General features: G+C 43.1%; 27 protein-coding genes. 8 read left to right on the top strand and 19 right to left on the bottom strand.

The window, feature by feature from the left end; translation table 11 throughout:
- Positions 1–7: 7 nt before the first annotated feature.
- Complete coding sequence (gene gspC, locus RM556_RS12825) at positions 8–961, bottom strand: type II secretion system protein GspC (RefSeq protein ID WP_311362415.1); 954 nt, start codon at positions 959–961, stop codon at positions 8–10.
- Positions 962–1,136: 175 nt separating this feature from the next.
- Between gspC and hslR the strand changes: the two genes are divergently transcribed.
- From hslR to RM556_RS12840, 3 genes are read left to right on the top strand one after another with little or no spacing between them, the layout of a single operon-like run.
- Complete coding sequence (gene hslR / locus RM556_RS12830) at positions 1,137–1,577, top strand: ribosome-associated heat shock protein Hsp15 (protein WP_311374768.1); 441 nt, start codon at positions 1,137–1,139, stop codon at positions 1,575–1,577.
- Positions 1,578–1,623: 46 nt separating this feature from the next.
- Positions 1,624–2,520 (top strand): Hsp33 family molecular chaperone HslO, encoded by an 897-nt coding sequence (gene hslO, locus RM556_RS12835; RefSeq protein ID WP_311362413.1) that lies wholly within the window; start codon positions 1,624–1,626, stop codon positions 2,518–2,520.
- Between the two features lie 31 nt (positions 2,521–2,551).
- Positions 2,552–3,502 carry a DUF808 domain-containing protein gene (locus RM556_RS12840; protein WP_311374809.1) on the top strand — a complete coding sequence of 317 codons (951 nt, stop codon included), beginning with the start codon at positions 2,552–2,554 and terminating at the stop codon, positions 3,500–3,502.
- Between the two features lie 63 nt (positions 3,503–3,565).
- On the opposite strand, the gene yjjG is transcribed toward RM556_RS12840, so the two are convergent.
- Positions 3,566–4,240, bottom strand: coding sequence for a pyrimidine 5'-nucleotidase (gene yjjG / locus RM556_RS12845; RefSeq protein ID WP_311362412.1), 675 nt, complete (start codon positions 4,238–4,240; stop codon positions 3,566–3,568).
- 205 nt (positions 4,241–4,445) lie between these two features.
- Here yjjG and dkgB point away from each other — a divergent pair, with 205 nt between their 5' ends.
- From dkgB to RM556_RS12860, 3 genes are all read left to right on the top strand, one after another.
- Positions 4,446–5,252: a 2,5-didehydrogluconate reductase DkgB gene (gene dkgB / locus RM556_RS12850; protein WP_311374769.1), complete on the top strand. Its 807-nt coding sequence runs from the start codon at positions 4,446–4,448 to the stop codon at positions 5,250–5,252.
- A 12-nt stretch (positions 5,253–5,264) separates the two neighbouring features.
- Positions 5,265–6,029 (top strand): transporter substrate-binding domain-containing protein, encoded by a 765-nt coding sequence (locus tag RM556_RS12855; RefSeq protein ID WP_311374770.1) that lies wholly within the window; start codon positions 5,265–5,267, stop codon positions 6,027–6,029.
- Between the two features lie 206 nt (positions 6,030–6,235).
- Positions 6,236–6,619: a hypothetical protein gene (locus tag RM556_RS12860; RefSeq protein ID WP_311374771.1), complete on the top strand. Its 384-nt coding sequence runs from the start codon at positions 6,236–6,238 to the stop codon at positions 6,617–6,619.
- 43 nt (positions 6,620–6,662) lie between these two features.
- Here RM556_RS12860 and envZ read toward each other — a convergent pair whose 3' ends face one another.
- The 5 genes from envZ to purH all read right to left on the bottom strand — a co-directional run bounded on the left by envZ (position 6,663) and on the right by purH (position 13,207).
- Positions 6,663–7,958, bottom strand: coding sequence for a two-component system sensor histidine kinase EnvZ (envZ, locus tag RM556_RS12865; protein ID WP_311374772.1), 1,296 nt, complete (start codon positions 7,956–7,958; stop codon positions 6,663–6,665).
- Positions 7,959–7,963: 5 nt separating this feature from the next.
- Positions 7,964–8,689 (bottom strand): two-component system response regulator OmpR, encoded by a 726-nt coding sequence (gene ompR, locus RM556_RS12870; RefSeq protein ID WP_311362407.1) that lies wholly within the window; start codon positions 8,687–8,689, stop codon positions 7,964–7,966.
- A 558-nt stretch (positions 8,690–9,247) separates the two neighbouring features.
- Positions 9,248–10,156, bottom strand: coding sequence for a phosphoribulokinase (locus RM556_RS12875; protein ID WP_311362406.1), 909 nt, complete (start codon positions 10,154–10,156; stop codon positions 9,248–9,250).
- A 65-nt stretch (positions 10,157–10,221) separates the two neighbouring features.
- Positions 10,222–11,514 carry a phosphoribosylamine--glycine ligase gene (purD, locus tag RM556_RS12880; RefSeq protein WP_311374773.1) on the bottom strand — a complete coding sequence of 431 codons (1,293 nt, stop codon included), beginning with the start codon at positions 11,512–11,514 and terminating at the stop codon, positions 10,222–10,224.
- Between the two features lie 88 nt (positions 11,515–11,602).
- Positions 11,603–13,207: a bifunctional phosphoribosylaminoimidazolecarboxamide formyltransferase/IMP cyclohydrolase gene (gene purH, locus RM556_RS12885; protein WP_311362404.1), complete on the bottom strand. Its 1,605-nt coding sequence runs from the start codon at positions 13,205–13,207 to the stop codon at positions 11,603–11,605.
- A 328-nt stretch (positions 13,208–13,535) separates the two neighbouring features.
- Here purH and RM556_RS12890 point away from each other — a divergent pair, with 328 nt between their 5' ends.
- Positions 13,536–14,177 (top strand): DUF2799 domain-containing protein, encoded by a 642-nt coding sequence (locus RM556_RS12890; protein WP_311374774.1) that lies wholly within the window; start codon positions 13,536–13,538, stop codon positions 14,175–14,177.
- A gap of 110 nt (positions 14,178–14,287) precedes the next feature.
- Here the strand turns inward: RM556_RS12890 and fis are convergent, their stop codons facing one another.
- The 9 genes from fis to RM556_RS12935 all read right to left on the bottom strand — a co-directional run bounded on the left by fis (position 14,288) and on the right by RM556_RS12935 (position 22,126).
- Positions 14,288–14,581 (bottom strand): DNA-binding transcriptional regulator Fis, encoded by a 294-nt coding sequence (gene fis, locus RM556_RS12895; protein WP_014110420.1) that lies wholly within the window; start codon positions 14,579–14,581, stop codon positions 14,288–14,290.
- Between the two features lie 33 nt (positions 14,582–14,614).
- Positions 14,615–15,610 carry a tRNA dihydrouridine synthase DusB gene (gene dusB, locus RM556_RS12900; protein WP_311362402.1) on the bottom strand — a complete coding sequence of 332 codons (996 nt, stop codon included), beginning with the start codon at positions 15,608–15,610 and terminating at the stop codon, positions 14,615–14,617.
- Between the two features lie 272 nt (positions 15,611–15,882).
- A complete protein-coding gene (gene prmA, locus RM556_RS12905) occupies positions 15,883–16,764 on the bottom strand; it encodes a 50S ribosomal protein L11 methyltransferase (protein WP_311362401.1) in 882 nt (293 codons plus the stop codon).
- 13 nt (positions 16,765–16,777) lie between these two features.
- Positions 16,778–18,277, bottom strand: coding sequence for a S10 family serine carboxypeptidase-like protein (locus RM556_RS12910; protein WP_311374775.1), 1,500 nt, complete (start codon positions 18,275–18,277; stop codon positions 16,778–16,780).
- 137 nt (positions 18,278–18,414) lie between these two features.
- Positions 18,415–18,591, bottom strand: a complete 177-nt coding sequence (locus tag RM556_RS12915) for a DUF6435 family protein (protein WP_311362399.1) — start codon at positions 18,589–18,591, stop codon at positions 18,415–18,417.
- A gap of 183 nt (positions 18,592–18,774) precedes the next feature.
- Positions 18,775–20,121, bottom strand: coding sequence for an acetyl-CoA carboxylase biotin carboxylase subunit (gene accC, locus RM556_RS12920; protein ID WP_311362398.1), 1,347 nt, complete (start codon positions 20,119–20,121; stop codon positions 18,775–18,777).
- Between the two features lie 10 nt (positions 20,122–20,131).
- Complete coding sequence (gene accB / locus RM556_RS12925; protein ID WP_311362397.1) at positions 20,132–20,587, bottom strand: acetyl-CoA carboxylase biotin carboxyl carrier protein; 456 nt, start codon at positions 20,585–20,587, stop codon at positions 20,132–20,134.
- Positions 20,588–20,620: 33 nt separating this feature from the next.
- A complete protein-coding gene (gene aroQ / locus RM556_RS12930; protein ID WP_311374776.1) occupies positions 20,621–21,073 on the bottom strand; it encodes a type II 3-dehydroquinate dehydratase in 453 nt (150 codons plus the stop codon).
- A 210-nt stretch (positions 21,074–21,283) separates the two neighbouring features.
- Positions 21,284–22,126, bottom strand: a complete 843-nt coding sequence (locus RM556_RS12935) for a PAS domain-containing protein (protein WP_311374777.1) — start codon at positions 22,124–22,126, stop codon at positions 21,284–21,286.
- 361 nt (positions 22,127–22,487) lie between these two features.
- Here RM556_RS12935 and RM556_RS12940 point away from each other — a divergent pair, with 361 nt between their 5' ends.
- Positions 22,488–24,074, top strand: a complete 1,587-nt coding sequence (locus tag RM556_RS12940) for a diguanylate cyclase (protein WP_311362394.1) — start codon at positions 22,488–22,490, stop codon at positions 24,072–24,074.
- Here the strand turns inward: RM556_RS12940 and RM556_RS12945 are convergent.
- The 3 genes from RM556_RS12945 to RM556_RS12955 are packed head-to-tail and all read right to left on the bottom strand — an operon-like array spanning position 24,069 to position 26,563.
- Positions 24,069–25,121 (bottom strand): chemotaxis response regulator protein-glutamate methylesterase, encoded by a 1,053-nt coding sequence (locus RM556_RS12945; RefSeq protein WP_311362393.1) that lies wholly within the window; start codon positions 25,119–25,121, stop codon positions 24,069–24,071. The genes RM556_RS12940 and RM556_RS12945 overlap by 6 nt on opposite strands.
- Before the next feature lie 8 nt (positions 25,122–25,129).
- A complete protein-coding gene (gene cheD / locus RM556_RS12950; protein ID WP_311374778.1) occupies positions 25,130–25,741 on the bottom strand; it encodes a chemoreceptor glutamine deamidase CheD in 612 nt (203 codons plus the stop codon).
- Between the two features lie 3 nt (positions 25,742–25,744).
- The gene (locus tag RM556_RS12955) at positions 25,745–26,563 is read right to left on the bottom strand and encodes a CheR family methyltransferase (protein WP_311362391.1); all 819 of its coding nucleotides are present in this window, start codon (positions 26,561–26,563) and stop codon (positions 25,745–25,747) included.
- Positions 26,564–26,566 lie beyond the last annotated feature (3 nt).

The following is a 26,566-nucleotide window of genomic DNA, read 5'->3' on the forward strand; positions in this document are numbered from 1 at the left end:
CTTTTGTTTATTCTTCAGACGACGGTATGTCGATATCAAGTGACAAAGCCTCATCGCCTCTAAGCACTTCCAATTGTAACGATTGTGCTTCTCTGAGAATGGCTATTGCTTCAAATGCTTGTTGCGGATCAGTTAGGTCGATCCCATTGATTTGTGTAATAACATCGCCTGCTTTCAAGCCCACTTCATTAAAGAACGCGGGTTCTTTTCCAGGAGACACTCGGTAACCAATGAGGTCGCCATCTGGTGCGTGTGGGTTTATGGCAATGAAATCAGTAAAACTGGAAGGTGATTCGCGTAATTTTTCACGCAATGCTCTGGCACTTTCACCTTGGCGCTCAGGCATTCTCAATTCAACGGGACCTTGTGGGGTTGCGACTACTTGGCCTTGGTTAGAGGACTGCTCTTGCATTGCCTGTTGTCTGCGTTGATTAGCTTCATCGAAGTCGACACCGTCGAGCATGAGAGTCTCACGATTTAGACGGTTTTTTATAATAACGCGGTCGACAAATATCTCATCTAAGGTTGCGTTAGTCCCATCTATTTTATCACCTATGCCATAGGTATTTTGCTTACCATTGTTTTCTACTATAGCCGCCCCCACTTTAGGGTTTGTGCTAGAAACAACGCCAGTCAATGTTAAGTTGAGGCTAGTTTCTGGTACATCTGTGACTTCGGTTTGTACCACCGCGACAGGTTTTGCTTCAGGGTTGCCAAATAAATTAATTTTGGTCAGTGGTGCAACATCAAATCGTGATGATAGTTGGCCAGAATTGCCTGTTGTTGTTTGAAACGAATTCTGAGATTTAACATCAGCTTGTGGAATCATTCGCCAAGTGAGTTCAGCTGCAAAGGCCAATAGATACAATGCAAGCAACACGACCACAACAAAGATGATTTTGTTTTGGTGTTGACTGTAAAACTTCGTTGCAGGTTGCAATGATAAATTGGTTGCTGTCATGTTCTCTTTGCTGTGGTTAATTGGCTATTACGCTAATGCTAAATTTTAAGAGCAAGCTATGATTTTGTCAGTTAAATTACTAAGATAACACACTGAGTCGACCATCATAACTAGTCAGGCTACTGTGAACAACAGTAAAGAGCATATGTAATTAAAATTTTATAATTAAGAGACAATGAAAAAACAGAAAAGTGCATTGAAGCAAAAAAAAGAGCAAAAAAATACCGCCGCAGATAACAAAGACGATGTGCGCATCGATAAGTGGTTATGGGCTGCAAGGTTTTGTAAAACGCGATCAATCGCACGAGAATTGGTGCAATCAGGTAAGGTTCAGTATAATAAACAGCGTTCAAAACCAAGCAAGGTAGTGGAACTCGGCGCAACCATTGTGGTTCCTGCCGGCTTTGACCTAAAAACCGTGATTGTGAAAGAGGTAAATGGGCAACGACGTGGCGCGGCATTGGCTCAACTAATGTATGAAGAAACGCCTGAAAGTATTGCTTTAAGAGAAAAGAATGCGGCAGCCAGAAAGCTGAGTGCCTTTCATAGCCCAAGGCCAGACGCAAGGCCTGATAAAAAGCAGCGTCGCCAAATTATTAAGTTCAAGCACCAATAATACATCTTCCCTCCAGTGAAGATATCATCGATTTAAGAAGAGAATTATGACCGTTCAGCAAGACCAACTAGACCGTTTCCTATTTGAAGGACGAAATGTACGTGGCGAACTTGTGCGTTTACAAGAAAGCTATCAACATATTTTAGATTCGTACCATTACCCGCCAATCATTCAAGATCTCTTGGGCGAGTTAATGGCTGCCGCAAGTTTACTGACTGCTACCCTGAAATTTGAAGGCGAAGTTTCGATGCAGATTCAAAGTGAGGGCTCGGTAAAGTATGCAGTTATTAACGGTACGCATGACCAGAAACTGCGCGGAGTCGCTCGCTGGGATGAGAAAGTAAAATTACCCACTGAATTTGCGGCATTGTTTCGCAAAGGATATTTGGCAATTACCTTAGCCCCCGACGAAGGCGAACGTTACCAAGGTATCGTTGCTCTCGACAAACCGACCTTGGCCGAGTGTTTAGAAGATTATTTTTTACAATCAGAGCAATTGTTAACTAAAGTTTCCCTAAGAACCAGCAGGGAAAAAGAGACAGCCTTCGCTGGTGGCATGTTGCTACAAGTTATACCTGAATCCAGTGAAACAAGTCAGGCTCACGACAACCCTGACTTCGATCACTTGGGTCACTTAATGAGTACGTTGAAAAACGAAGAGCTTTTCCATTTATCGACTGAGCAAATACTGCATCGTTTATATCATGAAGAAAAGGTGCGCCTGTACGAGCCACAGCCAGTTGTTTTTAGTTGTGATTGTTCTAGACAGCGCAGTGCTGTTTCGTTGCAAAATGTTGCTAAAAGTGAGTTACTGAGCATCGTTGCAGAAGAAGGTGCCGTAGTCATGAACTGTCAGTTTTGCCATACCGAATATCGCTTTGATGCTATCGATATTGAAAATATTCATTCGCAAAATATGCCAGCTGACGATAGTAAGCACTAATAAACAATTGCTGTTTTAAAGGAGAAGGATTATTCCGGCCGCGAATTTACTCACATTGTTAGATGATATCGCCACCGTTTTGGATGACGTGGCAATTCTGTCCAAGGTTGCAGCTAAGAAAACTGCTGGCGTACTTGGTGATGACTTAGCGCTCAATGCCGAACAAGTGTCAGGCGTAAAAGCCGAACGAGAGCTTCCCGTTGTTTGGGCGGTAGCAAAAGGTTCCTTTTTGAATAAGCTGATTTTGGTGCCAAGTGCGCTTTTGATCAGCTATTTTGTGCCTTGGTTAGTCACTTATCTATTAATTGCTGGTGGCCTTTACTTGTGCTTTGAGGGTATTGAAAAACTTTTACATAAATTTACCGCAGACAAACATGCCGAAGAACAAGCCCATTTAGAAAAACTGAATGCGCTAGCTGATCCGAGCGTTAATTTAGCTGAGCTTGAGAAAGACAAAATTAAAGGGGCCATCCTGACCGATTTTGTGCTCAGTGCCGAAATTATTGTGATTATATTAGGAACGGTTCAGGCAGAGCCATTCAGCACTCAAATTGCTGTGCTGTCTTTGATGAGTATTGTTTTCACTGTTGGTGTTTATGGCTTTGTTGCCCTGATTGTGAAAATCGATGACTTTGGTTTATACCTCTTACGTAAATCGCTTAGCGGAAACTTCGACAAGCTTCAACGTGCCTGTGGCCGAGCGCTTCTGCGTTTCGCACCAATTTTGATGAAGACCCTAGCGATAGTCGGTACTGCAGCCATGTTTTTGGTTGGTGGAGGCATAATCGCACACGGTATTCCTGCGCTACATCACATTGTAGAGCATTCCATTGAAGTCGTTTCTGTGTATCCAAGTATTGGAAATTTGGTTGGTTCTGTTACCGGTATCGCGCTGAATGGTTTGGTAGGTATTTTGGCAGGCTTGTTAGCCTTTGTCGTTTTCGTACTGGGTAAAAAGGCGTTACCGAACAAAGGAGCCTAACTAAAGCTCCTTTGCTTAGCAGCTCCATTGCATAGCCGTTTCGTTCAATAGCGACGTTAATTGTTATAGAGCCAACAAAGCCTCGAGCTCCGCTAAGGTGCGCACTTGGTGAGTTGGTTTTATTCCTTCAGGCAGTTCCTCTCCTGGGTGCTGCAACCAACAAGTATCAATACCTGCATTCATACCACCTAAAATATCACTCGAAGCGGTATCACCGACCATTAGAATATCCTCTTTAGGGGGGTGGCCCATTAGCTCAAAGGTATGTTCGAAAATGGCAATGTCGGGCTTCGGTGTGCCAACAATTTCAGATATGACTAGCCATTCAAAAAAATCTTGAAAACCGGTATGCGCAAGGCGTTTTCGCTGCATACGAGCAAAGCCGTTGGTAATAATGCCTAAACGAGCGACTTTATGGAGCTTGTTTAACAATGAACTGGCACCGGGCAAGGGAACGCAAATTTCAGCCATCGCATCCAGAAATTTATCATTCAGCTCTTTGGCGGGTACATTTAACTTTTTTGACCATTCTGTGAAGCGAGTAATTTGTAGATGTTCAGCCGTGATTTTGCCGTCCTGATAATCTAGCCAGAGACTTTTGTTCGTCTTTTGATAATGATGATAATCAGCTTCAGTAAAAATAATATCGTAAGAGGCAAAAAGAGCGGTCAATCCAGCCATGATGTCGAAACGAAATAAGGTTTCGTCGGCATCAAAAAGTACATAAGAATATTTCATAGCGTTCCTAGTTGAAGTGAATAGGGAGTATACAGGTATGGATTGATGAAAGGTCATATTTTCATGTGAAAAATGTACATAAGAGAATGCGTAAAAATTACAAAGACGCTAAGTGCTAAAAGACAATTATCATAGGAATCAGTAGCTTCACTCTGGCATAGTTCTTTCATCTCTTCATTGTTATTTACAAAAAGGAGTGACTAATATGAGCAATCTTCAAATGCCCTCATTGGGCCTCGGTACATTTCGTCTTAGTGGTACACAGCTCACTCAGGCTATTCATCATGCCCTTGATTTAGGCTTCCGACACATCGACACGGCTCAAATCTATGACAATGAAGCAGAAGTTGGTCAAGCGATTGCTGACTCATCAATTAAACGTGAAGATATTTTTATCACCACCAAAGTGTGGATAGATAATCTTCATCCAGACAAGTTCATGGCAAGCGTTGAAAAGAGTCTTGAGAAATTGCAAACTGACTACGTCGACTTGTTACTGATTCACTGGCCATCTCCCAAAGGCAAAGTGGCGATGGAAGATTATATGACCGAGCTAAACAATTGTAAGTTTAAAGGAATGACTCGGGCTATTGGTGTATCAAACTTCACGCCACAGTTGTTAGAGCAAGCCTTTGCTTGCATTGGCAAAGAATCAATAGAGATCAACCAAGTCGAAGTACATCCGTATTTTCAAAATCAGCACCTAGTGAACTATTGCCAAACCAATGGTGTAGATGTTGTAGGTTACATGCCATTAGGTAACAAACAGATTTTAGATGATGAAGTACTGAAAGCGCTAGCAAAAAAGTACGATAAATCAGTCGCCCAAATTGCCTTAGCTTGGCAGATACAACAAAACATCGCTACGATCCCTGCCTCTACTAGCAAAGATCATTTACAAGAAAATTTAGAGGCGAGCGAGCTGCGTTTAACGCCAGAAGATATGGCTGCTATTGCTAAACTCGATACTGGCCAAAGGCTAATTGATCCTGGCTTTGCCCCCAATTGGTAGAGGAGCGACACGATGAGACGATTTACTAAGTTAATCAGCGCCATAAACGTCGGCCTATTGATGTTCAGTTCTCACTGTTTGGCAATGCAGAGTTCGGAAACGAAATCACTGAAATTTGGTTACTCTGAGTTCGCTCCTTACACTTTTACGGATAAGAGTGGGCGTGCAGTTGGCGATGTCACCGGCATTATCGAAACGGTAGTCGCAAAGTCAGGTTATGAGTTCTCACCCATTGATGGGCCAAACCGACGCCTTTTTAGAAGCCTTGTTACAGATGATATCGACTTACTCATGGTCGTACCGTTCAAAAACGATCAGTCTCATAAGTTGATATTTGGCGATAAGGTATTCGATACATTAGATATGTCTATTTTTTGGTTAGAAGGAACTACACCTCCCATTAACCAGCTCTCTCAACTAAGTGGAAAGCCAATTATATCTATCGCAGGATATAGCTACGGTGGCATATTTAGAGAAGAAGGCGCTTTGGAGGGGGCTGAACGTTTCAATTCTGAGAACCACCCAAGTGCTGTTAAGGCGCTTCTCCAAAACCGAGCGCCATATCTTTTGGCGTACGAAAAACCGGTCATGTTTTATTTGGATAAACCTTATCAAGCTAGTTTACGTTCCTATTCGCTCGAAAAGATACCGCTCGTTCTATCCATCAGGGGCAGCTATCCTGACGCTGCTAATGTGCTGAAGAAACTAGAGTCTCGCTATGAAGAGCTGTTTCCAGAACGCTTTAAACAATTAAACCCTAGCGCCACAGCTGAATAGAGAACGCGTGCTTGTTCGGCTTATTATAAGAGAGAGCCACTCGTTCAATTGCTCTATCTAACGTATATCTTGCAGATACCTATTGGTTGGCCTTCATACCTTTCTGGCCCATAAACGCCTTGAAAGAAAATTCCCTTTTAGTAAAGTTATATTTACAAATGAAGCATTTATTCAGATAGATGAAGACTCAACACTTGGAACCGGCGATGCGTACTACTCAATTCTTACCAATACTCCTGTTATTAGCAGCCACACAAGGTTGCACTACTGGCGAACTAAGAGCATTTAACGATGCACTAGCCTCACAAAATGGCCAACAGGTATATTATCCGGACCAAAGCGATACAGCTTTTGTTGGCGACATCAAATGGACTACTGGTGTTTGGGACGGCTCTGGATACCAAATAATTAAGAATACCGGCAGTGAATATTGCAGAGTGCGAGTGCGTTTAGAGGACGGGTCATACGAATTCTACAACTTAGAGCCATATGAGGGCACTGGTGATATGTACACGAGCATCTACAACCAGCCTGAATATATGAATACACTTTGTAATTCTACAAGCAGGGTCTTTAACGAGTCATTCTAAGTTGCTTGTAGCACTACTTTTAGTGGCAGACTAAGAGTTGAGATCACATGCTGTAAGGGAGGCTAAAACCAGCTTTTAAGCCGCCCGACGAATGGTTGCTGAACAGCATTCGCCCACCATGACTTTCAACAATACGTTTGCTGATTGCTAAACCCAGTCCTGAGCCTACCGTACCGCGAGCTTTATCACCTTGAGTAAAAGGGGCAAACAAGAAGGGGATTTCATGCTCAGGAATGCCCTTGCCGTAATCCTTAATGCTACATATCAGCGATTTTGTTTGATGATCAACTTGAGTGCTGATGCTGATATTTTCACTACCGTAGCGGAAGGCATTTTCTATCAAGTTTTCTAGCACCCGCTTAATACCCACGACACGAAGTTTCGCGTTGGGAAGTTGTTCCAGATTAAGCTCAATATAGTGATCAGGCTCCATTATACGGCCGTTAACAAGCTCTTGAATAAGTTTGTTCAAATCGACGTTTTCAGTCGCTTCTTGCTGGTCTTGGCGAGCGTAATCAATGAATTGGTCGATAATCGCGTTCATGTCTTCAATGTCGTGCTCAATACCATCTTTTACCCAATCTTGGTCGTCAGGCAACATTTCACTGGCTAAACGGATCCGAGTAAGTGGCGTGCGAAGGTCATGCGATATGCCCGCAGTCATTAAAGCGCGGTCGCTTTCAAGCTGATGGATCCCCTGCGACATTTTGTTAAAAGCATTTGTCACCGAGACCATTTCCGTACTACCTTCTAATGGCAGGGGCTCTGGGAATTGCCCTTTACCTACTTGGCGCGCGGCTTTTTGAAGCGCTTGCAGTGGTCTATTCAAACGTCGAACAAATAACCAACCACCTGCAACACTGAGAATACTAATGACAATTAAATAAATCGTGAGTGGTGATAAATCAGAGTCTTCTATGCCTTGCATCGGGATCGAAATCCAAATGCTTGGGTCTTGAGGTGGTCTGATCCAAATAAGATAGTTTTCACCACCCGTAATTCGCACATCGGTGTCGCCCCCCAAACGCTCAGAAATAGCCTTAGACATAAAATGGTAATACGTTGCATCACGCAAACCAGCATGCATTGCTGACTCCGTAGTGTGGAATCGTGTACCGGTTTTCGCCATATAGGCATTGTGCAATTCACTTTCTGGATTCTGAATGTTCTGTAGAAAAATCTGATCAATTTGCGTGGCGACCAAGGTGTTTATTTGTTGGTAGTTTGGTCGGATGAAGTAAGTCACCACTGAATAGTAAGTGACTATCTGATTAATCAGCAAAAGGCCTGCAATGAGCAGGACCGTTTGACCAAAAGTATTCTTAGGGAGAAAGCTCACTTTATTTAGTTATCTAGTTCGCCATCGGGTACGAACACATAGCCTAAGCCCCATACGGTTTGAATGTAACGTGGATTCGCTGGATCTTCTTCCAACATGCGTCGAAGTCGAGATACTTGAACATCAATACTTCGTTCAAGTGCACTGTAATCTCGACCACGCGCGAGGTTCATTAATTTGTCGCGCGATAAGGGTTCTCTTGCATGAGTCACGAGTGACTTAAGCACCGCAAACTCACCGCTAGTGAGCGTAAGCGGTTTGCCATCATCTGACATTTCACGAGTGGCTAAATTGAGTTTATAAGTACCGAAACTAACGATTTGTTCTGACTGAGAGGGCGCACCTGGCGCTTCGTTTGTTTTGCGTCGCAGAACTGCCTTGGCCCGCGCCAAAAGCTCTCTCGGATTGAATGGTTTAGGGAGATAATCATCCGCACCCATTTCTAATCCGATGATACGATCAACCTCGTCGCCTTTAGCGGTTAGCATAATGATAGGGATTTGATTTTCCTGCTGGCGTAGGCGCCGACATATGGACAAGCCGTCCTCATCAGGCAACATCAAATCTAGCACCATTAAGTGAAAGTTTTCACGTTCCAGCAACCTATCCATTTGCTCTGAATTTGCAGCTGTGCGTACTTGATAACCTTGCTCTACAAGATAGCGCTCGAGTAACGAGCGAAGTCGCATGTCGTCATCAACAACTAAGATTTTTGAGGTTTCCTGACCCATTTGCTTTCCTAAGCTACATTTTGACTAAGACTATCATAAGTGAAAGATGTACCGTCGAAAAGTAGTGAATAAAATAGGATTGTTACAAAGAGTGTCATTTTGGCTCCCACCTGCGTGGGAGTGACGGTTATGTTTGGGGTGTGATTCATCGTCACTACGTGGGGTGTGATCCATCGTCACTACTTGGGGTGTGATCCACCGTCACTACTTGGGGTGTGATCCACCGTCATTGCCGCGCAGGCGGTAATCTTTTTGGCTCCCACCTGCGTGGGAGTGACGGTTATATTTTGCGTGGGAGTGACGGTTATATTTTGCGTGGGAGTGACGGTTATGTTTGGGGTGGGAGTGACGGTTATGTTTGGCGTGGGAGTGACAGTTATATTTTAGGCAAAAAAAAACCGCCGATAAACGGCGGTACAGCTAACTCACGCAATCAACAAATTAGCTGTTTTTCTTCACTACGCGTACAAGATAGCATTCTGATATTTTTATACAATACAAAATGTCGCTCTGCGTTCAAAAAATAAGCTAAGTCATTGTCAAAACGAATGTTTAATTTTAGTCTTTTTTCTCAGCCAGCCAATCCATTTGATAACCCGCTCTGCGTTTTTTATCTAAAAGTTCTTCAATGAGTGGAGTGAGTATCAATTCCATGGCTAAACCCATTTTTCCGCCGGGTACAACGATGGTGTTAACGCGAGACATGAAAGCACCATCTATCATCTTCAATAGATAGGGATAATCGACATTTTTCATTTCGCGACGGAAGCGAACAACCACAAAACTTTCGTCTTGAGTGGGTATCTCTCTGGCACTGAATGGATTAGAGGTATCGACAGTTGGTACTCGTTGGAAATTTACGTGTGTACGTGAGAATTGTGGTGTGATGTAGTGAAAATAATCGTCAAGACTTCGAACAATACTGCTCATGACGGCATCACGAGAATGACCTCTGTCAGTAGTATCGCGAACAATCTTCTGAATCCACTCTAAGTTTACAATCGGCACCATACCAACCAAGAGATCGACATGTGAAGCAACGTCGACTTCATCAGTTTCGACGCCACCATGTAAGCCCTCGTAGAACAATAAATCGGTACTTTCTGGTAAGTCTTGCCATGGCGTAAACGTGCCGGGCATTTGGTTGAAAGGAACGGCTTCATCAAAAGTATGAAGATACTGACGAAACTGCCCTTTGCCTGAATCACCATATTCAACAAATAGTTTAGATAGCAGTTCAAAATCGTTTGCATGAGGACCAAAGTAGCTAATGTGGCGACCTTGTTCTTGCGCTTTGCGTATTTCTACCTCCATTTCAGGCCGGGTAAAACGGTGGAAGCTGTCGCCGCCTACAGAGGCCGCATTTATTTCTAAGTTCCGAAATATATGCCTAATTGCATTAGTCGTGGTCGTCGTGCCGGCGCCAGAAGAACCGGTGATTGCTATAATAGGGTGTTTTACAGACATAAGCTTCTAGGGTAATTGAATTACCCTAGTTATAAGCAACCCAGCGTGGTGGGTCAAGGTGTTTTTCAGTTTGCTTCTTGCTCGCGAGCAATCGCACGGTAGGCAATATCCGTTCTTATCATCACTCCCTGCCAATCAATTGCGTCTACTAAAGCATAGGCATTTTGTTGAGCTTCTGTCACCGTTTCGCCTAAGCCAGTAGCGCATAACACCCGTCCACCGTTGGTGAGGACTTTGTCGCCGTCTAAGACTGTGCCTGCATGAAATACTTTGCCCGGCAACTTGGCGGCTTCAGCCAAGCCAAAAATTTCATCGCCTTTCGCGTAACTACCGGGATAACCGCCGGCAGCCAACACAACGCCTACGGCAGCGCGAGTATCGAATTCAATATTTGCGGTATCAAGTTGCTGGTTTTGCGCTAACATGCACAAACCAACAAGATCTGATTTCAGACGCATCATAATCGGCTGAGTTTCAGGATCACCAAAGCGACAGTTGTATTCGATAACTTTTGGTGTGCCTTGTTCATTAATCATTAATCCAGCGTATAAGAAGCCTGTATATGGATGCCCTTCGTCAGCCATACCTTGCACTGTGGGTTTAATCACTTCTTGCATAATACGCTCGTAGACTGCTGGGGTAACAACGGGAGCGGGAGAATATGCTCCCATGCCGCCAGTATTCGGACCTTGGTCCTTATCAAATGCACGTTTGTGATCTTGACTGGTAGCAAATGGCAGAATATTTTTACCATCGACCATGACGATAAAGCTAGCTTCTTCGCCTTCCAAAAACTCCTCAATAACCACTCTGCTACCTGCATCACCGAAGGCATTTCCGGCGAGCATATCTTTGATCGCATCTTCGGCTTCAGCTAATGTCATGGCAACAATAACGCCTTTACCCGCAGCCAAGCCGTCTGCTTTTACTACGATAGGTGCACCTTTCTCACGTACGTAAGCGATAGCGGGGTCTATTTCACTAAAATTGGCGTAGTCTGCTGTTGGTATTTCGTGACGTGCTAGGAAGTCTTTTGTGAATGCTTTAGAGCCTTCAAGTTGTGCGGCTCCTTTGCTTGGACCAAAGATAACAAGGTTGTTCGCTTGGAATAGGTCAACAATGCCATCTACTAGGGGTGCTTCAGGTCCAACAATGGTTAACCCGATTCGTTCAGAGTTAGCAAACTCGAGCAGGGTTTGGGAATCTTCAGCTGCAATATCGACATTCTTCAATTTTGGTTCTAGGGCTGTTCCTGCGTTCCCAGGTGCAACAAATACCTCTGTCACCAATTTTGAATCTGCTGCTTTAAAGGCTAAAGCATGCTCTCTACCGCCACCACCAATTACCAATACTTTCATTTACGTTCTCTATTTTTTCGTTGTAATGTCAAACAGCTAAAGCATATGTGCCGCGCTGAATAACGACACACATGAACTCTAACACTTCTTAATGTTTGAAATGCCTCATTCCGGTGAATACCATCGCAATGCCATGCTCATTCGCCGCAGCAATCACTTCGTTATCACGCATTGAACCACCAGGTTGAATAACTGCTTTAATACCAGCAGCAGCTGCGGCATCTATACCATCTCTAAATGGGAAGAAAGCATCTGAGGCCATGACGCAGCCCTCAACTTCTAAGCCTTCGTCAGCAGCTTTGATACCCGCCACTTTTGCTGAGTAAACGCGACTCATTTGTCCAGCGCCCACTCCTATTGTCATGCCATCGCGGCAATACACTATGGCGTTTGATTTCACATACTTTGCCACTTTCCATGTGAACAACAAGTCTTCTAATTGTTGTTCTGTTGGCTGTACCTCTGAGACCACGGTTAGGTCTTCTTTTTCAACCATACCAAAATCACGCTCTTGTACTAATAAGCCGCCATTGACGCGTTTAAAGTCGTAACCTTCGGTCAATTGACCCTGCCACTCGCCACATGCTAACAAACGCACATTTTGTTTGGCCGAAACAACTTCTTGAGCCTCTTTACTGACACTTGGCGCAATGATGACTTCGACAAATTGACGATCGATAATCGCTTGTGCTGTCGCGGCATCGAGTTCACGGTTGAACGCGATAATGCCTCCAAATGCAGAAGTGGGGTCAGTTTTGTAGGCCTTTTCATAGGCATTTAAAATGTTGTCGGCAATAGCAACACCACAAGGGTTGGCATGTTTGACAATAACACATGCGGCTTGCTCAAATTCCTTCACACACTCAAGCGCTGAGTCAGTATCGGCAATGTTATTGAATGAAAGTTCTTTGCCTTGCAACTGTTCTGCTGTAGCAACGGAGGCTTCTTGAATTGAGTTTTCAACATAAAAAGCGGCTTCTTGGTGACTGTTTTCACCATAGCGCAAATCTTGCTTCTTTGTCATTTGAACATTGAAAGTACGTGGGAATTCACTGTGAGTGTGTTCACAATCTTCGGCACAGTTTTGACTGACAGTTTCAATTTTGGCACCAAAATAATTGGCGATCATGCCATCGTACTCTGCGGTATGCTCAAAGGCTTTAATCGCTAAATCGAAGCGAGTCGCAAAGGTAACGCTACCGCCGTTGTCATGCATTTCTTGCATAACCTTTGAGTAATCGTCAGCGTTAACAATAATGGTAACGTCATTATGATTTTTGGCAGCTGCTCTCACCATTGTTGGCCCGCCAATATCAATGTTTTCAACGGCGTCTTCTAAACTACAATCTGGGTTTGCAACAGTCGCAGCAAATGGATATAGGTTAACGACAACGAGGTCGATGGGGGCAATAGCTTGTTCTGCCATGACCGCTTGGTCAAGATCGCGACGACCTAAAATACCACCGTGAATTTTAGGGTGTAGCGTTTTCACTCTACCATCCATGATTTCTGCTTGGCCCGTGTGTTCAGATACATCCTTGACGGCTATCCCATTTTCACGAAGCAGTTTTGCAGTGCCGCCAGTCGATAATAATTCTATGCCTTGATTGGATAGGGCGGTGGCAAATTCTACGATTCCAGTTTTGTCTGACACGCTCAATAGTGCTCTTTGAATGGGTTTAGCTTTTTGCATTTCGTTCTCTACAGTTGTTCGTGTTGCTTGAGCTTTTTGAGCGAAAACGCTGCACTTTTGCAAACACGGGCTTTTAAATCGAAGGGACTTTGGATGGGCGCGGATAATAGCAACTTTTGGTCATTTTAGCACCTAAAAAGTGAACTTTATTCAGTGAAGGTTAAGCTAGGTTTGCATAAGTTAGCGCATGGAAGTAGGAAGTTGTAATCTCTAACTAGGCTATTTTGCGCTTTGCTGTTATAAAGGCTTACGATAAGGGACAAGAGGTATTTAGCTCGCCCAATTAACTGACGAACGATATGGATCGAACCACATGATAGGAATAGACATGAAACCCTCACACATATTCTCTCTACTTGCATTAACGGTGCTAATGCTATTGTTATCTGCTTGTGCAAACATGAGTCAAGCTGATTGTGAAACGGCTGACTGGGAAGCAATAGGTTATGAAGATGGTGTTTCTGGCTACCGCGATTCACAAATTGCTCAACATCGTCAGGAATGTTCAAAGCATGGTATTACGCCTGATTTACAAAAGTACTTGGCAGGTCACAATGAAGGTACAAAAAAATATTGTACTAAAACAAACGGTTTTTTCTTGGGCACCAAAGGAAATACCTACAATCGAAATTGCCCAGATTCGCTGGCAAGCGGATTTCTCGAAGGTATGGCTGATGGCAAAATTTTGTATACCTCCCAGCGAGCGATGAACAGTGCGGAAGGTGCGCTAGATAGCTTGTATATGCGGATTGAAAACTTTGAAGAAGTTATCGCGGATAAAAATGATTTGATGATAGCTGATGGCTTGGTGCGCGCTGAACGCCTAGAGTTACGCCAACAAATTGATGAATTAGAATATCGAATGGTTGAACTGATTGACTTAATTCCTACCTACGAAGAAAATTTTGAAGCTGCCGTAAACACGTACGAAAATGTAAAATTGCGATTTGAAGGTTACTTCCGAAAATAAGCCCTCTGACCGTTTAGAGTAGCAATAAAAAAGGCGAACCTAGGTTCGCCTTTTCTTATTGGTTGTAATGGATCTTGATGAACCACTACTGCAACACTAAGTAATGAATCTTAGTTCATACCATATTGCTTAAGCTTCTTACGTAAAGTACCACGGTTGATACCCATTAAGTTAGCCGCACGAGTCTGGTTGCCACGAGTATATGTCATGACTTCTTCCAATAAAGGCGCTTCAATTTCAGCAAGAACCAAGTCGTATAAATTATCGATGTCTTGGTTATCTAGTTCCTTTAGATATTTGTTTACCGCTTGCTTCACAGATGCTCTTAATGGCTTCTGAGTTTGCGCTTGTGTTGGTGTAGTTACCGTAGTCGTAAAAGGTGACGTTAGATTTTGATCGAACATAATACTCTTATTGCTCTTATAAAAAGATTAAAACTAAGCTGCTGGCGACACTAAATTAGTATTGTCAGACAACGATGAAAAAAACGATTCTAAAGCTTCAATTTGGCTTTCGCCGCAGTCGATAGCGTTAAAAATTCGGCGGAATGTTCGGTCAACATCATACTTTTCCACATACCAAGCGACATGTTTTCGTGCAATACGAGCACCCATAGGGTCTCCGTAAAACGCCTGAACATTTCTGACATGTTGTGTCAGCACTGACAAGATCTCACTTAAACTTGGTTTAGATAAATATTCACCAGTAGCAAGATAGTGATTGATTTCACGAAATATCCAAGGGTTACCTTGGGCTCCGCGACCAATCATGACACCGTCCGCACCGGTTACCTTTAACACATTTACCGCGTCATCAACGGTGAGAATATCGCCGTTTGCGATGACCGGAATATCGATACAATTCTTGATACGACGAATTGTCTCGTATTCCGCTTTTCCTTTATACATACAGGCTCGCGTTCTTCCATGCACTGCCAGTGATTGAATGCCATTTGCTTGCGCAATCTGAGCAATCTGGACACCATTTCGATTATCAGTGTCCCACCCCGTACGAATTTTCAAAGTAACAGGTACATCTACTGCGTTGACCACCGCTTTCACAATGTCCTCAACCAATTTGGGTTGTTGCAGCAGTGCTGAACCCGCTAGCTTCTTATTGACTTTCTTTGCTGGACAACCCATGTTGATATCGATGATTTGCGCACCGTTATCGACATTGAACTGCGCAGCTTGAGCCATTAACTCTGGCTCGGAACCAGCAATTTGAACAGAGCGAATGCCCGATTCTCCTTCGTGGTTCATGCGTAATTGCGACTTCTGTGTATTCCAAACGCTTGGGTTACTAGACAGCATTTCAGAAACGACTAATCCAGCGCCCATTGATTTACACAATTGTCTCGTTGGTCGGTCAGTAACACCAGCCATCGGCGCAAGCATCAAATTGTTCTCTAACTCGTATTTCCCAATTCGCACTTACTACCTCAACACTGCTACTAAAACACTACTACCTCAGTAATACTGGTCCGACATGGCTCAAAACACCGACATACTACTTATTTTTCGAACAAATAGAAAGCCTAAATTTTAATCAGATTGCGCGATTAGTGAACGATTGAAAAAATATTCTGATTTGTGTCAATAGTTTACAAAGAAAATGCAAAATGAAAAAAAATAATGCTTGAAAACTGAATAAACACGCCATCTTAACTGTTTAAGAAGCCCCTATTTTAAACTAAGTTTTTACCTTATAAAGACTTTTTTGCAGTTAATCTGACCCACTCACCATCAATTTCAATAGGGTCAAAAACAAACTCAGAAGCATAGGCTTTTTCCACTTCTTCGGCTTGTTCTACTAAAATACCCGACATAATCAATTTACCGCCGGGTTTACAATATGCACTGATCACATTGTTTAGATCTTTTAAAGGACCAGCCAATATATTCGCCATCACAATATCAGCTTGCAGAGTTGGTTGGTCTGAGGGTAAATATACAGCCAATCGGTCTTCTACGCCATTGCGCTGAGCATTGTCCATGCTCGCCTGTAACGCTTGAGGATCAATATCAATACCGATGACCTTTTTCGCTTCAAGCTTCAATGCAGCGATAGCTAAAATACCTGAACCACAACCAAAGTCGACCACGGTGAGGCCATCTACTTGCGTACGATCCAACCATTTTAAGCATAAAGACGTTGTCGGGTGTGTACCTGTACCAAAAGCAAGCCCGGGGTCTAGCAAAATATTCACTGCATTGGGATCTGGTACGTCTCGCCAACTCGGACAAATCCAAAGTCTGTCGCCAAACTGCATGGGATGAAAATTTTCCATCCACTCGCGTTCCCAATCCTTGTCTTCCAACTGATCAATGACGTGTATAAAACCTTTACCTAAAGTCTTTGCATTTTCTAAACGTTTAATGACAGGCCCTAAGTCATCGTTGGCGTCAAACAGGCCAACTACCTGAGTATCTGGCCAAAGTAGTACCTCTCCCGGTTTTGGCTCGTACATGGGCGTGTCTTTAGCGTCCACAAAAGTCACGGCTTGCGCTCTGTTTGCGGACAACATATCGCCCACAGATTCAGCATATTCTGCCTTCACATTAATTTTTAATTGTTGCCACGCCATAGGTTTTAGTTACTCAGTTTTTGCCTTGTTCTACAAATTCTCGCATGTCATCCGCTAGCTGCTTCAGCGAAGGATGGTGAATATACATCATATGACCCGCTTGGTAATACTTCATTGTAACTTTTTCTTTCATTATTCCATGATGATTCATCGAATGCTCGGTCGCAAAGAAGGGCGTGGCGAGATCATAGTAACCATTTGCTACAAAGATTCGGAAATCTTTATTTTGATGCTGTGCAGTGGCTAAGTATGGCGTTACATTCAAGAAACCCTGTTGACGAGGGCTACCACCATATAGCCAATTCCAATTTCCAAATACTTCGCTGCTCAAAATGTTGTAGGGTTCTAAACGTTTTACTTTCAGGTCTTTGGCAAGATAGTTTTGCATTACTGCAGTATATGCGCCATCGATAGCGTAACCTGAGGGGTCAGCGTCAAAGCGAGCCTCCACGTTATTTCGCTCTGTGCCTAAATAGCGGCTATCTAAGCGGCCAACGACTTGTCCTCTATCACGTAAAAGCTCTTTCATGAAGTAAAATTCGTTAATCCTCAAATTAGTATTTTTGAGATAGGTGCGACTCAAGCCAGTATATTTATGTAGCTGTTCCAACACTAAGTTGTTTTCCGCTTCTGTGGCTAAGGCACCTTTGAAGAGGAATGTGGTGTATTGATTAAGGGCAAAATCTCTCACTTCATCCAAGAAGGCTTCCAACGAAGGCCAGCTATCTTTGTTAGGTAGTGCGTCGTGATACCAAGCAGTTGCTGCGTATGTTGGTAAGAAGGTCATGTAAGGAATGTCATTACCGTCGGTGAAGTCACCAGTTTGAAAGTCGACAATAGAAGAAATCAAAAACACGCCATTCAAGTCAATGGATCCCCAACCTTCTTGCAACTCTGCCACCATTGCTCCCGCGCGCGTTGTACCATAGCTCTCACCCGCTAAGTACTTTGGGCTATTCCAGCGTTCATGCTGTGTAATGAAGTATCGGACGAATTCCGACATTACAACGGCGTCTTCTTTGACTCCCCAGAAGTCTTTACCCTCATATTCTCCCAAGGCTTTTGAATAGCCAGTGCCTACCGGGTCAATAAACACCATATCAGCAACATCCAACAAGCTATGGGGATTACTTTTCATTGAAAAGGACGCGGCACTGACTGCTTGAGCATCGCTTGGCAAATTGACTAATTTGGGACCAAATACACCCATATGTAACCACACGCTTGAACTACCAGGACCGCCGTTGAATACAAAAATTAGAGGTCGATTTTCGCTATTTTTTGTATTGGTTTTGAAATAGGCTGTGCTAAATATAGAGGCTTTCGGCTTGCCTTCCTTGTCAACTAAATGTGTATCGCCGGCATGCACATTGTAACTAACACTTTGGCCGTTAAACTTGCCTTTGTGTGAGGTGATACTCATCTGTGGGTCATTGCTGGTCGGGGTTTCCGCAAAAAGACTCGTGCTGGTAAAAGTGAACACAATAGCAATGATTATAGGTAAACGTTTCATATTGGCTTCCTAGCGGTTTGCTTGAATGTAGAACAAAAGTTAATGAATAAATATGATTACTGAGCAGACATAAGTCAAAGACTTTATTGATCGTCAGTTTTTTAGCCAGAGGGTTAGTGGAGTCGAGTTGTACTCTATTATTTTTCTTTGCCTTCTATTTCTTGGATTTCCGCCCAGATTTTTTCAGCTTCAGCGGTCAACATTGAATAGGTTTTGATGTCACCTTTGCGTTGGGCATGCATTGCCTGTTCAAGTTTCATGTCGTAGGTTTTACGCAGTTTTTTGCTCGGGTTAGATTTGAATAGGCCAAACATAAGTTATCCTAGAATTTGATAAAAACATACATACGCAAACTTTGCCTTTTAAGCGCACTTTTTTCTATGCACGTTTCTACAAACATTTCTACACACATTCCTACAAACAACAGCGTCGAGTCAAAAAACAAAAATGCCCCGAAAAGGGGCATTTTTGAGTGCTAATCAAAAGCGACTGACTGATTATTTACTCAAACCGAGTTTTTTCTCTAAGTAATGGATATTTGTTCCACCGTTAAAGAAATTTTCATCCGCCATTATCAGTTGCTGTAGAGGAACGTTCGTTTTTATCCCTTCAACCACTAACTCGCTCAGCGCATGTCTCATTCTAGCAATCGCTTCATCACGGCTTTCGCCATAAGTAATCAGTTTACCAATCATTGAATCATAATAGGGAGGCACGGTGTAGCCAGAATAAATATGAGATTCCCAGCGAACACCTAAACCGCCTGGTGCATGGAACATATTGATCTTCCCTGCACAGGGTATAAAGGTTTGAGGATCCTCAGCATTAATACGACACTCAATGGCATGACCACGGATTTGAATCTGCGACTGCTCAATTGATAAGGGCTGACCTGCAGCAATACGCAATTGCTCTTTGATTAAGTCTACACCTGTGATCATTTCTGACACTGGATGCTCAACTTGAATACGAGTATTCATTTCGATGAAATAGAACTCGCCATTTTCGTATAAAAACTCAAATGTGCCAGCACCACGGTAGTTAATTTCGATACATGCTCTACGACAACGTTCTCCAATTTTCTCGCGCATTTGCTGAGAAATTCCCGGAGCTGGCGCTTCCTCAACTACTTTCTGGTGACGACGTTGCATTGAGCAATCGCGTTCACCTAAATGAATTGCGTTACCTTGACCATCGGCTAGGACTTGAATTTCAACATGGCGAGGATTCTCTAAGAACTTTTCCATGTATACAACGTCGTTATTAAACGCTGCGCCAGCTTCTGCTTTGGTTGTGCGAACCGCTTCATCCAGCTCTGCTTCGCTGCGTACCACTCGCATACCGCGACCGCCACCACCGCCAGCTGCCTTTACGATCATCGGATAACCAATTCGCTTGGCAATTGCCTTATTCTTTTCTAAGTCGTCGCCTAATGGGCCGTCTGAGCCCGGTACACAAGGAACACCGGCTTTTCTCATGGCGGCGATAGCGGATACTTTATCGCCCATTAAGTTGATTGTTTCCGCTGTAGGGCCGATGAAAACGAAACCACTTTTCTCAACTGCTTCTGCAAATTCCGCGCTCTCAGCTAAGAACCCGTATCCAGGGTGAATCGCAATTGAATTCGTCACCTCTGCTGCTGCAATAATACGCGGAATATTGAGGTAGCTTTCATTTGCTGGTGCATTACCAATACAAATAGACTCGTCGGCCAATAATACGTGTTTTAAGTTTTTGTCTGCTGTTGAATGCACAGCGACTGTTTTTATGCCTAGCTCTTTGCATGCGCGTAAGATCCGCAGTGCAATTTCGCCTCGGTTGGCAATAAGTACTTTATCAAGCATGGTAGCCGCCTTATTCGATCACGAACATCGGTTGGTCAAACTCTACAGGTTCTTGGTTATCTACCAAGATTTCTTTGATGACACCGGCTTTGTCAGCTTCAATCTGATTCATCATTTTCATTGCTTCAACAATACATAGGGTATCGCCTACTTTGACGCTTTGACCAATTTCAACAAAAGCTTTCGCTTCTGGTGATGAAGAGCGGTAGAAAGTTCCTACCATTGGCGACTTAACGACATGCCCACTTGGCGCTGCAGCAACTTCAGCTACAGGAGCAGCGGCCGGTGCAGGTGCTGCTGCCGGTGCTGGAGCTGGCGCTTGCATCATCTGCGGTGCATATTGAATGTTGGCGCTGGATCCACCACGATGAATTCTTACCGACTCTTCACCTTCAGTGATTTCTAGTTCAGCGATGCCTGATTCTTCAACAAGCTCAATGAGTTTTTTAATTTTTCTAATGTCCATGATTTGTCTCTTTTTAATTTGTTGTGTATTAAATTAATTATTTTTTGTCGTGTATTTCGAAACTAAAGCGTCAACAGCAAAACGGTAGCCCAAATGGCCAAGCCCGACAATCACACCATCGGCGATATCCGAGATGTAGGAATGCTGACGAAAAGACTCTCTTGCATGCACGTTCGATAAATGCACTTCAATGATAGGTAAGTTAAGCGCTAATAAAGCATCTCTGATGGCGACACTGGTATGTGTGAAGGCCGCTGGGTTGATGATAATGCCGTGAATGGGCAAAGAATCGATGAGCACATTTTGAATCTTCTCGATCAACTCGTGTTCAGCATTCGATTGAAAGTGAGTTAATTCAACATCCACACTCTCAGCGTAGCGACGAAGGTCACTGATGATATTCTCTAGCGTCATGGAGCCATAAACTTCCGGCTCGCGTTTACCCAACAAGTTTAGGTTGGGTCCATTTAAAACTAATATATTCATTAAAATGCTTATAATTTCGGTGAACTAGCTCTCATTTTGCCATTAAACTGCATTTTTTGCTAAAAATGCTGAACGTCGGCCTAAAGTAGCCGTCGAGTTCACACAATATTTACTTTATAGGGGGAATATACACAGATCGCCGCAAAGATTCAGCAAATTACTGGTCTAATCAGCGAAGTTATGAGGTCTAGGTCCGGTGAAATTATATTATTAATTGGGAGCTTGGGAGAAAAAAGCAACGACATGAGGGTCGGCTTGGTTTAGATCCGGTATTTCTGATAGGTAAATACCGACACTTTCGTTGCTACCATCAAGCAATTTAATTTGAGCTGGGAATTTTATCTCGCCTTGAACAATTGCACTCATTACCGCTTCTATAGGTAATATTGCATTGAGATCTTGCTGCTTAGCATTCGTTTTATCGACATCGATAATCTTAAGGCATAAATCATTGCACTCAATATGCCTGCTTTTTAAATTAACGATAAAACCAGGTCTTGTGGAATGAAGGAATGCACTAACAATTGTATTGTAAGTTTCTTTGCGAAGTTCAGAGCGGTGAATATCTCTGAACAAACCAATGAAGTGTTTTGCTTTTCCGTGCTCGTCTCTTTTAGTAATGCGTCCCCGCATTGAGACCCAACGATAAGCGCCCCTAGATTTAGACATCCTCAGCGCTTTATATTTGAAATATTCACTTTCCTGATTTTCGTGTGCGGCCCAAGTGTCAAGAAAGCCTTGCTGGTAGTCTGGGTGCAGTTCGCGAATAGTTTCTTTTAGTGAACCTCGCTCCTGAATTTTCACTTCATCTTCAGTGATCGCCGTATATAAACGAAACAATTCTTCCCGCGCATTCCACTCCCATACGGCCTCGTTGCCTGCCCAAAGAGAAAGACGTAAACGTTCAGTTGATACATTCAGGCGCTCATTCAACTCGTAAACTTCCATCGCTTTTTGACGAAGTAAGTCTTCAGCGTTCTTTCTCGCACTTCTTTCTCGTTCGAGGGCACGCTCAAGTGATTGAATTTGGGAGTTGAGTATTTTTTCAGGCACGTATACGCTCATCGTATGTGCGAGGACTAGATTGAGGAGAACTGCAAAAATTAAACATGGTCACCTTTCGATACTGATATAACTGCCCATGCATCCTTGCATATTATTTTATCGACCCTTCGCGAATATACTAAAAGGACATTTGCGGATAAGACCGAGAACGAAACCGTTTCATTTCATTTAACATTAGTATAACGTATGCTTATCGGATTTATTGTCAACTTTAGTATAAAAGATAATCAATACTAGTGACCGACTCAATAATTAAAGTAGTATGTATAAGCTAACACAGTTATACAGCGTCTGTAGGAGATGAAAGATCACACTTCCCGCCCAGTTTGATGCCAAGTTCAAAACGAAAATGAAAATTCTGATTTCGTTGTGGGCAGAGGCAAGGAAACAAAAAAGCTTAGCTCTGTTAGAGCCCTTTCGCTATAACGTGAACGCGCTGGCGCAATCGGTAGCGACGTTTACTTTGTTTACGCTACAACAAATACTTTCTGACATTAATGGTGCTTGTGAAAGTGCCCTTATTAAAAAGATCGATATGAAAGAGCTCATTGTCATGGTAGACGCATTGATGAATGAGTTGATTGCAAATTCAAACCAAGATCCTAATCCACTCCTTATTGAAAATGATAAGCCTTTCGATATGTTGGAGTCAAAAGACAATACTAAAACAGCGGGTAAGCAAGCTCGTAAGCCTTACATTGTTATAGTGGATGATGAAAAATCGTCGGGTATGGCCGTCGCGGCCTTAATTGGAGAGTTTAATTTCCAAGTTGATTATTTTGATAGTATCAAAGCATTTAACAAGGCTGCTGAAACTAAACAACCCGATTTGGTTTTACTCGACATCATGATGCCTGAAACCTCGAGTGAGCAAGTATTCGATTATGCATCGAAATTAACTCAACGAGGTGTGAAGGTAGTTTCATATTCGTCTCTATTCAGCTTAGAAATGAGACTTGCTGCGGTTAGAGCAGGAGTGCTCGATTTTATTGTTAAGCCAATGTCGATATTGGGTATTATCGAAAAAATAAATCGCGTACTACATTTACAGAAAACGCGCGCCTACAGAGTCATCTTTGTTGATGACCAAGAATCAATGGGGGAGTTTTATCAAACTCTCTTAGAAGAAGCTGATTGCGAGGTTTACTACTCGTCGTCGGTTGAGGATATGTTTAACAAAGTCGACGACTTTTACCCTGACCTGTTCTTGCTAGATATGAACATGCCAGATGTGAATGGCTTAGAAGTCGCCAAAATTATTCGTCAGCAAAAACTCTTTGATTTCACCCCCATCGTCTTTTTAACCGCCGATGAACAGCTTGAAACCAAGCTGGCAGCGTTAAATTGTGGCGCCGATGATGTGATTTCAAAAAGTACGCCGCCAATGCTTGTGGTGAAGCAATTGATCACTCGCTTGGGTCGTGCACTTGCAGTCAAAGACTTTGTTTCAAAAGATGCGCTAACCGGTGTACTCAATCACGGCCAAATTATGGAAGCAGCATTAAATAGCTACCGTTTAAGCCGCCGTCAAGAATCAGATGCGTCGATTGCGATGTTAGATATCGACCACTTCAAACTGGTGAACGATACTTTTGGCCACTCTGCAGGAGACAAAGTCTTAAGTGGTTTGGGGCAACTCTTGGGCCGTTCATTACGAACGACTGACTACATTGGAAGATATGGTGGTGAGGAATTCTTACTCGTGTTTGTCGGTGCAACACCAAGCGACGCTCTGGTGAAGTTAAATCAGATCCGATTAGCGTTTTCCGAGATGGACTTTGAGGCCAAAGGGCGAAGGTTTAAATGTACATTTAGTGCAGGTATCGTTGATTTAGCGGGCAACAGTAGCTTGCCTCACGCTATCAATGAAGCTGATCAAGCGCTTTATGCCTCTAAAGAAGGTGGGAGAAACCAAGTAAAGATTTTCTCGTCATAAGCGTGTGCCGCCCCCTTTCTTTTCAACTGCTTTGCTTAGCGCTTTGCTCATTTTATCTAGTGGGAAAACGTGCTCAGTGCCACCAAGTTCAACCGCCGCTTTAGGCATACCATAAACGACGCAGCTCGCTTCGTCTTGCGCCATCGTTAATGCGCCAGCTTCACGCAAAGCGACTAAACCTTTCGCGCCATCTTTACCCATACCCGTAAGCACGGTAGCAACAGCGTTCTTTCCTACTGTTTTCGCAAGTGATGCGAACATAACATCAACCGAAGGTTTGTGGCCACAAACGAGTGGACCGTCATCTAGTTTAATTCTGTAATCGGCACCATGGCGGGCTAAGGTTAAATGTTTATCGCCAGGTGCAATATAGACATTACCTGGCAATATGCGTTCGCCGTCCTCTGCCTCTTTCACACTGATAGCGCATAGTGAGTTTAAACGCTGTGCGAAAGACTTCGTGAAAGTGGGGGGCATATGTTGGGTTACTATGGTGGCAGGAAACGCAGGAGACAATTGTTGTAGTACTTCCCTGATCGCTTCTGTACCACCTGTAGATGCGCCGATAGCCACCACTGTTTCAGTACCTTGATAGCTTATCGGAATGCTGACACTTGTTTTTGAAATGTTCGACCGAGTTCTTGGCGTAGATTTTGCCGCAATCCTAATTTTATCGACAATTTCTTGTTGATAATTATTTAGGCCTCGTGCTACGTCTATCTTTGGCTTTGCTATAAAATCAATTGCACCTAATTCTAACGATTTAATTGTCGCATCAGCCCCTTTTTCGGTTAAAGTCGAAATCATTAATACTGGCGTTGGACGAGCCTTCATCAGTCGATCTAAGAAAGTAAGACCGTCGACTTTAGGCATTTCAATGTCCAAAGTAATCACATCAGGTTTCAGGTCCATCACCATGTCTTTGGCCATAAAGGCATCAGGAGCAGCACCTACCAATTGCATGCCGGGCGCCTGATGAATAATTTCACCCAACAGGCTTCTAATGAGCGCTGAGTCGTCAACAACCAATACTTTTATATCCGTCATGTTATGTCCTAGAATAAATCAACATCACCACCTTTGGTGGTGGTTTGTTTAATTTTAACTTTGTATTCGCTTTCACGGTCGATAATAGTGGTGTTGTGCATCGATTTCAGTTTTCGCACTTTGACCTCACCCGTTTCGGGGAACAAATAGAGTTTGCGTGGGAATTCACCTAATAAGTCGTTGGCAGTAATACGAATTTTTTCTGCCTGTAAATACTCTTTTACAAATAATGAGTTCTTTTCACCTACACGATTGGCTGCAGAAAAGCCTCTAAGTACATTAGCACCACCAAAAATTTTAGCTTCTAGGCGATTTCTCTGTGCTCCTAGTTTGAGCATATGGTTGATCAAAATTTCCATCGCATACACGCCATATCGTGCGGACTCAGAAACAAAATTATCTTCATCAACATTGGCTGGTAGCAAAAAGTGATTCATTCCAGCAATACGAGTAATGGGATCGCGAATACAAGCGGATACGCAGCTGCCCAATACCGTCACAATCATTGTTTTCTCGCTAGTGGCGAAATATTCACCGGGCAGTATTTTTACCGCATCAGTATTGAAGTTCCGATCAAAATAACGGTTTGGAGCGATGTGTTCGTTATCAAAGATGTTCATGTTTTAGCCCCGCTTCGGCTTATAGATAGTTTTACCTAAGGGTGTAAGCAGTTGGCTAACATGTGCAAAATTTTCAGAGTGACCAGCAATATATAAGCTGTCTTGTGCCATATGTTTGATTATTTTCTGGAGAATCGTTAACTGCGTAGGTTTATCGAAGTAAATCATGACGTTTCGACAAAATACGATATCTATATTTTTAGGGATTGAATAACTATCGTCCATCAAGTTGAGCTTTTGAAAATGCACCATATTGCGAAGTTCAGATACAACACGCACTTTGCCGTCCTGGTTACCTCTTCCTCGATGAAAATATCGTTTCTTCATTTCGGTACTCAAGTCTCTAACCTGATCGATTCGATACACACCTTGTTTCGCAGTATGTAGAACTTTGCTATCGATGTCTGATGCAATAATTTCGACAGGACAGTTAAACCGGCCGAAAGCATTTACAGCACTCATCGCGATAGAGTATGGCTCTTCGCCAGTTGAGCTAGCTGCACACCAAATTTTGGTGGACTTGGGGTGTTTTTTCAAGTGTGCTTCTAATGCTTCGAAATGATGATTCTCACGAAAAAAAGAAGTCAGGTTAGTCGTTAATGCATTAACGAATTCCTCTTGTTCTTGATGATGATTATCAAGGTAGTTCAGGTACTGAAGAAATGAAGCTTGCCTTAAGGCTCTAATGCGACGTGCAAGACGGCTATAAACCATACTATCTTTGCTATCGGCTAAGTTAATGCCAGTAAGCTTCTTGAGTTTAGTGCGCACCGCCTCAAAATCGGCGGTACTAAAAGCAAACTCTTTTTTTTCAGCCGTCATAGC

Source organism: Alteromonas sp. W364 (genome assembly GCF_031846205.1).
Classification (GTDB): Bacteria; Pseudomonadota; Gammaproteobacteria; order Enterobacterales; family Alteromonadaceae; genus Glaciecola; species Glaciecola blandensis.

Excerpts from the sequence above, each read along its gene's own strand:
- gspC (WP_311362415.1), bottom strand. The coding sequence starts at position 961 with ATGACAGCAACCAATTTATCATTGCAACCTGCAACGAAGTTTTACAGT.
- hslR (WP_311374768.1), top strand. The coding sequence starts at position 1,137 with ATGAAAAAACAGAAAAGTGCATTGAAGCAAAAAAAAGAGCAAAAAAAT.
- hslO (WP_311362413.1), top strand. The coding sequence starts at position 1,624 with ATGACCGTTCAGCAAGACCAACTAGACCGTTTCCTATTTGAAGGACGA.
- yjjG (WP_311362412.1), bottom strand. The coding sequence starts at position 4,240 with ATGAAATATTCTTATGTACTTTTTGATGCCGACGAAACCTTATTTCGT.
- dkgB (WP_311374769.1), top strand. The coding sequence starts at position 4,446 with ATGAGCAATCTTCAAATGCCCTCATTGGGCCTCGGTACATTTCGTCTT.
- RM556_RS12855 (WP_311374770.1), top strand. The coding sequence starts at position 5,265 with ATGAGACGATTTACTAAGTTAATCAGCGCCATAAACGTCGGCCTATTG.
- RM556_RS12860 (WP_311374771.1), top strand. The coding sequence starts at position 6,236 with ATGCGTACTACTCAATTCTTACCAATACTCCTGTTATTAGCAGCCACA.
- ompR (WP_311362407.1), bottom strand. The coding sequence starts at position 8,689 with ATGGGTCAGGAAACCTCAAAAATCTTAGTTGTTGATGACGACATGCGA.
- RM556_RS12875 (WP_311362406.1), bottom strand. The coding sequence starts at position 10,156 with ATGTCTGTAAAACACCCTATTATAGCAATCACCGGTTCTTCTGGCGCC.
- purD (WP_311374773.1), bottom strand. The coding sequence starts at position 11,514 with ATGAAAGTATTGGTAATTGGTGGTGGCGGTAGAGAGCATGCTTTAGCC.
- purH (WP_311362404.1), bottom strand. The coding sequence starts at position 13,207 with ATGCAAAAAGCTAAACCCATTCAAAGAGCACTATTGAGCGTGTCAGAC.
- RM556_RS12890 (WP_311374774.1), top strand. The coding sequence starts at position 13,536 with ATGAAACCCTCACACATATTCTCTCTACTTGCATTAACGGTGCTAATG.
- fis (WP_014110420.1), bottom strand. The coding sequence starts at position 14,581 with ATGTTCGATCAAAATCTAACGTCACCTTTTACGACTACGGTAACTACA.
- prmA (WP_311362401.1), bottom strand. The coding sequence starts at position 16,764 with ATGGCGTGGCAACAATTAAAAATTAATGTGAAGGCAGAATATGCTGAA.
- RM556_RS12910 (WP_311374775.1), bottom strand. The coding sequence starts at position 18,277 with ATGAAACGTTTACCTATAATCATTGCTATTGTGTTCACTTTTACCAGC.
- RM556_RS12915 (WP_311362399.1), bottom strand. The coding sequence starts at position 18,591 with ATGTTTGGCCTATTCAAATCTAACCCGAGCAAAAAACTGCGTAAAACC.
- accC (WP_311362398.1), bottom strand. The coding sequence starts at position 20,121 with ATGCTTGATAAAGTACTTATTGCCAACCGAGGCGAAATTGCACTGCGG.
- accB (WP_311362397.1), bottom strand. The coding sequence starts at position 20,587 with ATGGACATTAGAAAAATTAAAAAACTCATTGAGCTTGTTGAAGAATCA.
- aroQ (WP_311374776.1), bottom strand. The coding sequence starts at position 21,073 with ATGAATATATTAGTTTTAAATGGACCCAACCTAAACTTGTTGGGTAAA.
- RM556_RS12940 (WP_311362394.1), top strand. The coding sequence starts at position 22,488 with ATGAAAATTCTGATTTCGTTGTGGGCAGAGGCAAGGAAACAAAAAAGC.
- RM556_RS12945 (WP_311362393.1), bottom strand. The coding sequence starts at position 25,121 with ATGACGGATATAAAAGTATTGGTTGTTGACGACTCAGCGCTCATTAGA.
- cheD (WP_311374778.1), bottom strand. The coding sequence starts at position 25,741 with ATGAACATCTTTGATAACGAACACATCGCTCCAAACCGTTATTTTGAT.
- RM556_RS12955 (WP_311362391.1), bottom strand. The coding sequence starts at position 26,563 with ATGACGGCTGAAAAAAAAGAGTTTGCTTTTAGTACCGCCGATTTTGAG.